We start from the raw sequence: 12016 nt of genomic DNA on the forward strand, positions 1-12016 counted from the left end.
TTTTTCTTATCATGTTAAGCATTTTGACTCAAAGATCTAGTAAATAATATCTCAGAAATATTCCTTTTTCCCCCATTACCTCTTTTCAGCTGAATCACAATATCTATTACATTTTTAATATATGGTATAATTTGATCTGGAGGAATACCAAGATTTGCTTGCATAACCATTAGTTTTATTTGCTCAAGAGCCATTGCTGGACTATCCGCATGAAGGGTTGATATTGACCCAGGATGACCAGTGTTTATGGCACGCAGGAAACTAAACGCTTCTGCACCACGAAGTTCACCAACTATTATTCTATCTGGCCTTAAACGTAGACATGCTTCTATTAAATCTTGAGTAGTAACTTTCGCTCTGCCTTGCCCTCCTTTGGAAGCAATTAAATGAACTGTATTGGGATGATCGCTCAAAACAATTTCTCTTGCATCTTCAACAGTAATAATTCTTTCTTCAGCTGGAATAGCATGCAAAGTAGCATTGGTAAAAGTTGTTTTACCAGTTGAAGTTCCTCCACTTATGATGATATTCTTCTTATTTATTACAGCATACTCCAAAAATTCTTTTATTTTCTTTTTCTTAAGCAATGAATCTAAATGACGATTTACCGGATCATCAACAACTTCTATGACAGTTTCGGAAAAAGCTCCCATTTTTTCATAATCATCCAACGCTAATTGCATACTGGAAGGCTTACGAATTGACATAACCACTTTATCAGGCTCACATGCTGGCGGGAATACTATCTGTATACGATAGCCATTTGGCAATGTTGCAGAAAGTAAAGGAGTTTCTTCGCTAAGCTTCTGCTCTGTTGCTTGAGCTATTAGCCTTGCCAGAGATTTTAAATGATTAAGATCAAATATTTCGAGCTTTTCACATCTTATTTCACCACGATTTTCAATCCAGACTTCTTTTGGCCTGTTTATTGATATTTCATTTACGCCTTCTTCTTGAAATATGCCTTGTAACGGCTCCAAATATGTATCAAGTGCAGCATAATTCATTTTATTTATTCAATATCGCCTGTGGAGGGAATACTATATCTTGGTTAACAAATACTTTCAATGCAGTACCTTGATCAACATAGATAGTAGGTTTTTTGTCTATCTGTCTGTTTACTATGTCACGCATATCCTTAGAAAAGTCGTTGATCGACTGCTCAATTGCAGTCTCATAAACAGATTTACTTTTTTTACTAACCTGCCTAAATAATTGATTAATATCCTCCAGAGTGATGGGTATGCTATCGGCAGAAATTGTACCACCCAGTGCTTTTGCTATTTCCTCTTTCACTGTTTTCAACAACTCTTGATCATTTTTCGCGTGTCTAATTTTGTTAATAGCACCAATACCCAGCTTCCACTTGTCACTAGGTATATTTTTTGCTTCCTCTCCAATAATGTCTTTGAGAGGAGAAATATCTATTTCAGTTGCAGTAATTGACTTAACCGTATCTGCAGCACTTAGTGTATCAACAAGATTAGAAGCCTTTTGCCCTAAAACAGCTGAGCCAACTGAAACACCGGCAAGTAATATCGAAGAAAACAATGCACTAGTTACTTTGTTATCTACTATTCCACCTACTCCTGCTCTACCAAGCTCATCAGTACCTGGTGATGAAATAGCAATATCTATTCCATGAGGGAGAATAACTCTATTCCAATTTATAGTGACACGAGCCTTCGCAATATTTGAATCAAACGAATAGCCACCTATCAATCTTGAACCCCTTGGTATTAAAACCATATCACCAGCTTCGGCATAAACATCTCTACTCACCACTGCACGCAGCATTCCCTGTAAATCAGAATTTATTGCAGTTTCAAGAATCACATCAATAATTTTACCCTGAGCAATCATAAGTCCAAACTTCCCTGCTCTGGTAGCTTTACTTGATTGTGCTGCAGTATCAGATAAAACTGCATCTTTTGACCTGCTTTTCCTGTCACCACCGCCAGATAGTGCTAACATTTGTGTGCCACGCCTATCACGAGGATAACCGCTACTTCCCATTGAAGTAAGTGAAGGTGAAAAAGTAGTAGGTAAGTTACTGTGAGGCAGATTTTTTGGCAATATAGGTATATTTGATACAGGAGATTCTTTTGGCTTTTCCTCTCCTTTTTTTATCTCTTCCTCTTTTTGAATTGGTTTTACTTCTGGTATGACTTGTGGTGTAAGAAGAGGGGGTAAAGGCGGTAAAGGATTTGTTATTATTCTTTCCGGCACCATTACATTATCTGGAACTTGCTCTAACTTTTTCTTTAAATCCTGAATATCTTGCTTTGTTTCTTCCTTTTTAATAACCTCTGTACTCTCTTCAGAAGGAGAGCTGAAGTAGAAGTAATACACTCCTCCAAGAAGCAATAATAAAGCAACAACCATTAATGCTCTATAACCTTGAGTAGAGCCAACAGTTACTACCTTGCTTTCTATTTCTGACTCATTTTCTGAATTATTTTTGTTCATACCACAGCTAAAGTGACTTATTTACAATTTCAACTTCGTCATTTTCATAACGGACAAATAGCTTTTTATGTACTCCTTTTATTATAATATAATTATCAAACAATAATCTTTTGCAAGGACTACCATCTTCTGCAAAGATTTGAGGTATTCTATTGTGATCCCTAAATTTAAAATATGTTAAATAACCATCATCAAATAATATGACTGGGATAATGTCCTTATTCCCACCCTCATCAACATATGCGTAGTTATATTTTGTGTCATTTTCTTCTATTACTTTCTCTGGATTTTCAGAAATATACTGCATTTGTGTAGGTGTTGATACTTCATCTAAATCATCAATGTCAAACTCTTCTTTGTCTTGAGGATAATAAAAACGTACTATGTAAGATATATCCTTTTCAGTAGAGTAATCAGGCTTATCATCCTTATTATCGGTTTCTGGAGGATGCTTATCATAATTTGGCCTTGAGATTAAATCAAAAACATAGTTTCTTTTTTTTGTTGTCGTAATAATCATGTTAGTACGACTACTGACTTCAAATGGCATAATGAGCAATTTATTATCATAAGGGCTGATTTTCCAACTTGCTGCATCACCAACTGCAATACTCTTCACTTTCTCTCCTTCTGCAAATTCAATATAGGAATAATAACCTTGGCTAAAAACCACTGTAAACACTTCATTGGAACTATATACAAAAGTCTTTATTCTGCTATCCACAGCAAGAGGTTTATTATAGCCAGCGGATGCACTGAAACTGCTGGTTATTAGTAAAGCTAAAACTAATAATACCCTACACATATTCATCGTCTACCCTATATGAAATAACTTGAAATCCTAATGGATTAACGTATCTTTGCTGATCATCCATTTCAAGTGATGCATATCTGTACGACATAAGAACTATCTTGTTTTTCTTTGTAGAAGTTCCATCCTTTTTTGTAAACTCCACAGTAAACCTCACTTGAAAGATATCGCTACCTAATTTTTGAATTGAACGAATTTTAAACTCAGTTTTAATAAAATCCGAATATAAATTAAAAAGATCATCCATATTCTGTGACCTTATATAACTCCTAAATTCATTATATACGTTTGATGAAGAAAACAGTCTCACCTTGGTATAGTAGTTATAATTATAGTGATATGGATCAAAAACTTCTCTTGCTTTTATGTACTCTGAAATAAAATGATTATTAAGAACTTCATCTGCAGAATATTGCTTTACTGTCACAGGATCAACCAATTGCACTATCCCAGACTTCTTCTCAATTTCTATGACAAACGGCTCAACAGTACTGCTAGTGCTAATTTTAAATATAGCTAATATGCTGATGGAAATCGTTGCTAATAATATTAATGCAAACAGAAGTAAAACGTTTCTTTGAGCAACAACTGTACTATATCGACTTGTATTCCAATTTATATCCTGATCTGGCTGCTCAGCGCTCTTTTCTCGTCTAAAAAACTTCAGCATTCTTAAAAATCTTAACTTGTGTTAATGAACATAGCAAATTAACAAAGTAGTTACAACAAAAAAGCTAAAAAACCCTTAATCTATGGCCAAGCTTACCAAACTTTGTTTCCATATAGAAATCATTATATTCATTACGTTCCACAATAAGTGGTAAGCATTTTGTAACCTCTATACCATTACTTTCCAACTCTAATGATTTCCTATCATTATTAGTAAGTAATTGTATTTTTTTAATATTTAATTTCTTAAGCATCTCTGCTGCAACAGCAAAGCTCCTCTCATCATCCTCAAAACCCAATATCTTATTTGCATCTACAGTATCCATGATATGTTCTTGCTGCATGTTGTATGCCCTGAGTTTGTTAGTTAAACCTATACCTCTTCCATCCTGCATCAAGTATAATATAACACCTCCTCCCGCATCAATCATCGCTTGAATTGCTTGATGTAATTGACTTCTGCAATCACACGACAAACTATCTAGCAAATCTCCCGTATAACACGAAGAGTGGATTCTCACTAATGGCTCTTTATCCGGATTACCTACTATAATTGCATAATGCTCTTTTCTACCATTATAAGTTCTATAAGATACTATATTCGCTTTTTGAGTCTGCTTTAAAAATAGAGGTGTTCTGCATACTTCATATATACTCTGATCTTGTTGAAAACCGCTTACGAGTGAGGCGTCGAGCGCAATAATATCATTTTCCTTGCACCAACTTTGCATTTCACGTTTGTTTTTAAAAGTCATATCAACTACTAATGCAAATGGCAGTAATTCCGATAATTTAAGCAAGGAAATAGCATATTCATCGATTTCCTCAGAGCATTGCAGTTCTTTTACGTTAAATTCTTCTAAGCAACTTATTAAACGGTACAATTTATCAAAATCATCTATCAGTAAACGTTTACTACTACGTTCTTTACCTTGAGTTATATGCTGCATTTTACTTGCAGTTAAAGTGATATATAAATTGTTTGAAATGAGCTGAAATTGATCAAATAATTCTCGTTCTAAAATCTCAACAGCAGCAAACAATAGATAATTGCTTTTATTATACGCTACAACTGGTAAACCTCGCCTGATTTCACCAATTGCTCTTTCTACTTTATTTCCATTTTGATTTTTTATTAACATTTCATTCATATCAACTGGTGCGGCCAAGAAGACTTGAACTTCCAAGGCCGTTGAGCCACAGCGACCTCAACGCTGCGTGTCTACCAATTCCACCATGGCCGCATTTTATATATTCCACTTTTTATATAAGTATTTTAAATTACTTAATTATTCTAGGATTTTTCACCCAAAGTGTCAACCTGATACTATGATAATTAAAGGATTTCCTTTATAATGAATTTTATGATCATGAGTTTTAATTATTTAAAATAAAATTTTTATTAATTTTTGAATTAGATTTCTATAGAAATGAATATAGTGAGAGTCTTTACCTTTTTAGTTTTATCTTTCATAACTAGCCTTTATTCTGCTCACGCAGAAATATTATACACATGGTCTCAAGTTATTCCTGAAAATAAATTAAGTGTACGTGCAATTATAGAGGGCGAAGCGTGCCCTATAGCTTCTATTGATGGCAAAAAAGCTGAAATGTCAGGTCGTGGCCTGATTAATAATAATGAAATAGTTTGTGAGTTATTGGCCGACGCAGGCACAAAAGATGTGAGTATCAATAATATACAAATTCCTGTGCTACCTGAAAAAATCAACAAAATTGCCTTTATCGGCGACACAGGTTGCAGAGTAAATATGTTATTCCAGCAAGAATGTAACTCAGTAGATAGCTGGCCCTTAAAAAAAAATCTAGACTCAATTGCGCTTCACGAACCAGATTTAATTATTCACGTTGGTGATTATCATTATAGAAAAACAAAATGTAGAAACGCCAAAAAATGCGGTAATATTTATGGATATAACAAAGAAGCCTGGTATGCCGACTGGTTTGAGCCTGCTAAGGATATTTTACGGCGAACTCCTTTTCTTTTTGTGCGTGGAAATCATGAAAGTTGCGATCGAGCTCATGAGGGATGGTTTAGATATTTAGATTCATATCCATTTTCACCAAAATGCGAGAATTTCGTTTCCAGTTGGTCTTTAGATGCTGGGCCAATAAGTTTTTTTACATTTGACTCCTCGTCTGGTGAAGATATTTTCGCAACTCAAAGTGAAGTTGACGCCTTTAGAAGAGAGTTTAATAGATTAACACAAGATAAACCCACGTGGTTTTTAACACACAGACCTCTGTGGAGATTACCAAAAAAGAAATTTCTAACACTACGAAATCATGGTCACTTCGCACAAATCGAGGCTTTCGGCGATAAATTCCCTAGCAATGTTACTGCTATAGTTTCTGGTCATATTCATATAGCTCAGATCTTGCTCATGGAAAACGCTCCAGATCAAATTATAATTGGCAACGGCGGTGCATTACTACACGCTCAAGATCAGGAGCCTGTTTATAACAATGTAGAGTTTAACTACTCAAATGGTAAAAGCTACTTAGCAAGCGAAGTTAAAAACTTCTTCGGCTTTGGTTTTGCAATATTAGACTTGGATAATCATGAATTTACTTTCTACGATCAAGATAACCAAAAAATGCATTCTGCAAAACTTACTGAAGATTTTAAACTTCAGTGAGTGCAGTTGGAATGACTTCGATTATATTTTAAAGTGAAGGTTGCACCTTTTCTGACTTTTCGTCGCCGATATTTTCCACAGAAGTAGATTTCAATATCGACTTAAGCTCTGGATTGGGATTGGCTTTGTTGCATCGCTCTTTGGATAGGAGGCAATGCATAATAAATTCATGAAGCTATCTCAAATTTAGCCATGCCTATTTCAGTAAATTTGTTCAGCAAATAACACTTGAGTAGCATTTCTTTCTTACGGTTAATCTCAGATTTGTTCCTAAAACTAAACCCAAATGTTTGCTTCAGTCGCGAGAAAAAACTTTCTATATAAGATCTCTTCCCATAATTTATCTCTTTTTTCCACTTCTTCATACCATCTTCACCATATGACTTTATGAGCTTGATTGTAGAATTTCTCTCAGCCATATAATCCAGCTTTGGATGCTCCACTGCATTGTTTTGCAGAGGAATTTTTGTCTTTATGCCAAGCTCATTGCACAATTTGTATAACTTCTTTCGATTATATGCTCTGTCTGCATATAGTGTGCTTATATTGTATTTAGCATTAGCCCTTGCAATAAGATCACAGGCTCCATAGTGGTCAGAATAAACTCCACTACTGTATTTTGCAGCTATGACTTTTTTGCTACCTATCTCCAGCATTACATGCAATTTTCTTGTTTGCTTATAGCCACGGTACTTTCTATCTGTACCGTTTGCCTTACTATGGCCTGGAATATTATTGTAGATGCTTATTCCAGTGCTATCTATGGCGATCTCAATATTTTCCATACTGTTTTTATCATGTCTTCGATCATTAATTTTTAAGTTAAGCTTTTTGAATCTTCTGGAAGCCTGGGAATAGCTGATAACTTGCAAATTTTTTCCTATTTGCTCAAGGTATCCCGCTATAAACCCCACCGTTTGTCTTAGGCCTATTCTAAACAAATAAGTTATTATGTGAATTAGAATTACGACTTTATCACTATAAATATTGTTGCCACCGGTCATTTTGGGACTTTTTTCGTACCAATTTTCTATGGCATCGTTGACGTAATAAAAAATATTTCCTCTTTCTTGGAGAAATTTGTTATATTCGTAGCAGTTACTGACTTTCATTTTGACTGGCATATTTTTCCTTTGTCGGTTAAATGCCTGTTTATAATGAATTTCATCAGTAACTCCCAGTTCTTTTTACTTTAGCTATGCAACAAAGCCACCCCACATTGATAATTAATGTTGTACCAAGTATCCATTCAGGTATATGGCTTAAGAAGCAATAGCCAGTAGGTTTTGAAAAGGATTTAACTTCTTTTGCCTCCAAGTCAAGTACAATGAAATTATCCTCTCAAGAAACATATTTCCCCGTTTCGATTGTGTAAAATATGAAACTTTTCGGTAAACAACGTAATGCCGAATCTGTTGCTCAGCATAGTTGTTTGTCAGTGGAATATTTTCTGGATCGTCCAAAAATTTCCACATCATCAGATCCGATTTCATGATATTTTTTGCTACTCGAGACGCTCCAATTGCCTCGGGTAAATTTGATATATTCTTTAAGTAATATCTCGTTCGCTTGCATAATTTTCTTGCTCTTCTTATGAACCTTAATGTGTCTATTTCATCCTTTAACAGAGCTTTTTTCAATGCAAATAATTCAGTAGCAACATTCCTTAAATAATACCCCAAAACTTTCACTTCGCTATTCCAACTATGAGACAACCTTTCAAAATCTCTTGCTAAATGTGCCCAACAGACCTGCCTTTTCTTGCTGGAAAAGTAGTTGTAAGCTGCATATCTGTCGGTCACTACTAGGTTGTTATTCTTTCCAAATTTACTATTTTCCAGGACTTTCATCCCTCTTGACTCTGTCAATTTGATCACACTTCCTATTTTGCTCGCAAACATCCAGCACCAGCCCTGTTTACCTTTGTTGTAATGGCTAGTTTCATCGATATGTAAAATTTTGCTCTTGCTTACCTCTTCCTCAATTTGCTCATATGCTTCTTGGCATTTTTCTGCCACTCTAGCCTCGCTATTTGATACACTACCGACGCTGATATCCAGGTTGAAAATGTCCTTTATAATATTTGCCACTTCTTTTTTCGAATTCTTGTAAAATCCACTTAATGCTGCAATTACTGACTTAACTCTTGGACCAAATGTGTCCGCAGTTACTCCTTCTTGTAGCTTGCTACTTTTTCTTTTTCCACATCTTTTGCAACGTCCATGCTCTAGTTGATATTCAACTACATACGGCTTGATTTCCGGCAAATCGACCTTTTGATGAGTATACGGATCTTTTGATACCGCAATTTCTCCTCCGCACTCACACGTATTGGGCAGTTCTATTTTTACCATCTCATCTGCCTCCATTTTAGGGCGGTAACTGCCTTTATGTCCAACCTGTGCTCCTACTTTCCTGTCACTTTTTGGCTTATTTTCCCTCATCTTATATAATTCTTTGGAGCTTGGTATAGATGAATTTTTTGAACTTAAGCCAAGCCTTTCTTTTAACTCAGCGTTTTCGATCCTTAGCGCTTTATTTTCTGCTTTAAGCTCTTCTATTTTTGTTTCTAACTTTTCTATAGTCTGCTTAAACTTTCGCAAAATTCTAAAAGATCAACCATATTACCTCACAGCCACTCTAGTTTACCTTTTTAGCATTCCTTGTCTACTCTTTATTTTACCGCCCGGCTGAATGGATACATTTCATTGTACTTGACTTGGAGGCAAAAGAAGTTAAATCCTTTTCAAAACCTACTGGCTATTGCTTCTTAAGCCATACCCCTGAATGGATACTGTACCAAAATCTGGCCAATGATTATTTTTAATCAACTCTACTACAACGCTGGATAGAGCAACCATAGCTGAAACACAAATAATGGTATTGTCGATAGCATACAGCGTGTTTAACTTTTTTAGTACTATATCACTGTGCAGTTCTTGTGAGTGCATTTGTTCTCTTGTAAAGAAGATTGCGTTTACGATTAGTGCTAAAAATAGCCACGGCCAAATGTTTATGCTAAACATATAAAGTTGATAAGCAGCACTTTGTGCAGCACTACCGGCAGCGAGCTTAGATAAAGAAAACAAAACTTTGTCTTCTGGATTCAAAAATATGTATGTACATATGAAAAGAAAAACAGTTCTTTTGATAAGCTTATTTCTGTATAATAATAGCTTGTTAATTTCTCTTTGCATGCGCCGCTTTTCTGCTTCAGATTGTCGTGCATATGTACTAGGATCTTTTCCTTCTTTTAGAGCTTGGACATGCTGCTCTAGCCTTTTTTTCTCTTCTGTCAGTTCTTTGAATTTTTCTCCTAAAATTTGTTTTTCTTTTTCACTTTTTGCCTTGTCGGGATGGCACTTTAGTGCTAGCTTCCTATAATACTTGTTAATTACTCCATATATTTTAGAAAATTCCTTACCTATTAATTCTTCTTCAGGAATTTTCCATTTTGAAAATAAGTCACGCAGACGTTTATCACAATAATACCTATTCCTATCTAAATAACCCTTCACCTAATTTATACCATATAATATATATCTATAATACATTAAGTTATGTTGAAAGCAACTAAAAAGTGGTAAGGAAATAACTTTTTACTGCGGAGATTGTTAGCTATTATTTTCTAGTATTGACTGGATAAAAATATGACAGCAAAACAAGTTATATACTTCATTTTAAAAATGCTAAGCTCATTTAAATGGCAAGTGATTTTTATATCTCTTGTGCCTTTAGTTTGGGCAATTGATCAATCTTTCAACCCATACATGGTGAAAATCATTTTGGATTGTATTGCCGTATCATCTGATTTTGAGTATTTGGCTATCCCTGTTGTATCTTATATTGTGATCTTATTTTTAATGGCATGCATTCATAGGTTGTATGATTATCTTATGGATATTTCACTTGTTCCAAATCTTCGCAGAAAAATTAATGACTCAAGTTTTGAAGTACTCCTTGGACAAAGTAATCATTACTATCAAAATAATTTTGCAGGTAGCCTTGCAAATAAAGTAAATAATTTAGTAGATAATATCCCAAAAGTTATACAACTTATATTAGAAATTTTTCTTTTTCAGCTCTTGGCGCTCGGCATTGCAATTTACACGCTATGGACAGTGAATGTAAGTTTTGCTATTGCTATGTTGGCTTGGTTAGGGTCTTTCATCATTTTATCCCTAACTTTTGTAAAGAAGTTGACGCGCCTTTCAGCCATTTGGTCAGAATATGGATCAACAATTGCAGGTAAGATCGTAGACGTATTTTCAAATATTTTATCTGTCAGATTATTTGCAAGAAATAGCACTGAAAGAGCTTCTTTAAGGGCTGTTTGTAAAGAAGATGCTGCGATGGAGCAGAGAATCCATTGGATTTATTTTTGGATTTTCTGTGCTTATGGATTTTCATATGTAATCATGCAAGGGTGTAATTTGTACTTTTTAATTAAAGGTAAGCAGCAAGGTATAATAACCATAGGGGATTTTGCTCTTGTGATGGGGATTAACTCTACAATAGCTAGCTTTCTTTGGCTTTTAACGAGAAATTTTTCGCAGTTTGTGAAGATATGGGGAAGGATTATCAAAGGACTAAAGATAATCTTGGTAACTCCTGAAGTGCAGGATAAGCCAAATGCAACAGATTTGGTTATTAAAGAAGGGAAAATTAACTTTGATAAAGTTCATTTTCATTATAAAGGCACAGAGCCAATATTTGAAGATAAATCCATAATTATCAAATCCGGTCAAAAGGTAGGATTGATAGGATATTCTGGTGGTGGAAAATCAACATTTGTGAATCTGATCCTTCGGCTTTATGATGTGCAATCTGGAAAAATCTTAATTGATGGTCAAGATATTAGTGATGTAACTCAAGATTCTTTACGTAAAAATATTAGTATGATTCCGCAGGATCCATCGCTTTTTCATAGAACTCTTATGGAAAATATTCGCTATGGAAGTGCAGATGCTAGTGATGAGGGGGTTATAGAAGCTGCAAAACGAGCACATGCTCATGAGTTTATTGAAAAGTTGCCTCAGGGTTATGAATCGATGGTTGGAGAAAGAGGCGTCAAACTTTCAGGTGGACAAAGGCAGCGTATTGCAATTGCCAGAGCTATTTTAAAAACTCCCCTATTTTGATTATGGATGAAGCAACATCGCAACTTGATTCTTTAACAGAAAGCGATATACAAAAGTCCTTGTGGGAGTTAATGCAGGATAAAACTACGATAGTAATCGCTCATCGCCTATCTACACTTCTACATATGGATCGCATTTTAGTGTTTGATCAAGGTAAAATTGTGGAAAATGGGAAACACCAAGAGCTTCTTTCAAGAAATGGTTTGTATAAAACACTGTGGGATGCACAGCAAAATAAAAGAAAATTAAAGCATTAAACTATTAACAAG

General features: G+C 34.9%; 11 protein-coding genes, 1 tRNA gene and 1 pseudogene. 3 read left to right on the forward strand and 10 right to left on the reverse strand.

Translation table 11 applies throughout. The features are described 5' to 3' along the window. Window positions 1-14: 14 nt before the first annotated feature. The 6 genes from virB11 to HF197_RS00140 all read right to left on the reverse strand — a co-directional run bounded on the left by virB11 (window position 15) and on the right by HF197_RS00140 (window position 5193). The gene (virB11, locus tag HF197_RS00115; RefSeq protein ID WP_168463794.1) at window positions 15-1007 is read right to left on the reverse strand and encodes a P-type DNA transfer ATPase VirB11; all 993 of its coding nucleotides are present in this window, start codon (window positions 1005-1007) and stop codon (window positions 15-17) included. A gap of 1 nt (window position 1008) precedes the next feature. Then, on the reverse strand, window positions 1009-2469 hold the full coding sequence (locus tag HF197_RS00120) for a TrbI/VirB10 family protein (protein WP_168463795.1): 1461 nt from the start codon (window positions 2467-2469) through the stop codon (window positions 1009-1011). A 7-nt stretch (window positions 2470-2476) separates the two neighbouring features. After that, window positions 2477-3280 carry a P-type conjugative transfer protein VirB9 gene (gene virB9 / locus HF197_RS00125; protein WP_246168496.1) on the reverse strand — a complete coding sequence of 268 codons (804 nt, stop codon included), beginning with the start codon at window positions 3278-3280 and terminating at the stop codon, window positions 2477-2479. Beyond that, on the reverse strand, window positions 3267-3950 hold the full coding sequence (locus HF197_RS00130; RefSeq protein WP_168463797.1) for a VirB8 family type IV secretion system protein: 684 nt from the start codon (window positions 3948-3950) through the stop codon (window positions 3267-3269). The genes virB9 and HF197_RS00130 overlap by 14 nt, the downstream gene beginning before the upstream one ends. A 64-nt stretch (window positions 3951-4014) precedes the next feature. After that, complete coding sequence (locus HF197_RS00135; RefSeq protein WP_168464846.1) at window positions 4015-5091, reverse strand: GTP cyclohydrolase II; 1077 nt, start codon at window positions 5089-5091, stop codon at window positions 4015-4017. Window positions 5092-5106: 15 nt separating this feature from the next. Continuing rightward, window positions 5107-5193: transfer RNA gene (locus HF197_RS00140), tRNA-Leu, on the reverse strand. A gap of 186 nt (window positions 5194-5379) precedes the next feature. Here HF197_RS00140 and HF197_RS00145 point away from each other — a divergent pair. Beyond that, entirely contained in the window at window positions 5380-6606 is a 1227-nt protein-coding gene (locus HF197_RS00145; protein ID WP_168463798.1) for a metallophosphoesterase family protein, read from the forward strand. Window positions 6607-6634: 28 nt separating this feature from the next. On the opposite strand, the gene HF197_RS07520 is transcribed toward HF197_RS00145, so the two are convergent. The 4 genes and pseudogenes from HF197_RS07520 to HF197_RS07615 form a co-directional block, all read right to left on the reverse strand. Then, window positions 6635-6766, reverse strand: a complete 132-nt coding sequence (locus HF197_RS07520; protein ID WP_256359337.1) for a hypothetical protein — start codon at window positions 6764-6766, stop codon at window positions 6635-6637. A gap of 7 nt (window positions 6767-6773) precedes the next feature. After that, window positions 6774-7730 carry an IS5 family transposase gene (locus HF197_RS00150; RefSeq protein ID WP_168463799.1) on the reverse strand — a complete coding sequence of 319 codons (957 nt, stop codon included), beginning with the start codon at window positions 7728-7730 and terminating at the stop codon, window positions 6774-6776. A 138-nt stretch (window positions 7731-7868) separates the two neighbouring features. Beyond that, a pseudogene (gene tnpC, locus HF197_RS00155) lies at window positions 7869-9229 on the reverse strand (IS66 family transposase). A gap of 130 nt (window positions 9230-9359) precedes the next feature. Beyond that, window positions 9360-10124: a DnaJ domain-containing protein gene (locus HF197_RS07615; protein ID WP_369800011.1), complete on the reverse strand. Its 765-nt coding sequence runs from the start codon at window positions 10122-10124 to the stop codon at window positions 9360-9362. A 132-nt stretch (window positions 10125-10256) separates the two neighbouring features. Here HF197_RS07615 and HF197_RS00165 point away from each other — a divergent pair, with 132 nt between their 5' ends. Next, the gene (locus HF197_RS00165; protein WP_246168498.1) at window positions 10257-11747 is read left to right on the forward strand and encodes an ABC transporter ATP-binding protein; all 1491 of its coding nucleotides are present in this window, start codon (window positions 10257-10259) and stop codon (window positions 11745-11747) included. A gap of 2 nt (window positions 11748-11749) precedes the next feature. Further along, window positions 11750-12004, forward strand: a complete 255-nt coding sequence (locus tag HF197_RS07385) for a hypothetical protein (RefSeq protein WP_246168500.1) — start codon at window positions 11750-11752, stop codon at window positions 12002-12004. Window positions 12005-12016: the final 12 nt, after the last annotated feature.

Origin of the sequence: Wolbachia endosymbiont of Ctenocephalides felis wCfeT (assembly GCF_012277295.1) — a bacterium.
Classification (GTDB): Bacteria; Pseudomonadota; Alphaproteobacteria; order Rickettsiales; family Anaplasmataceae; genus Wolbachia.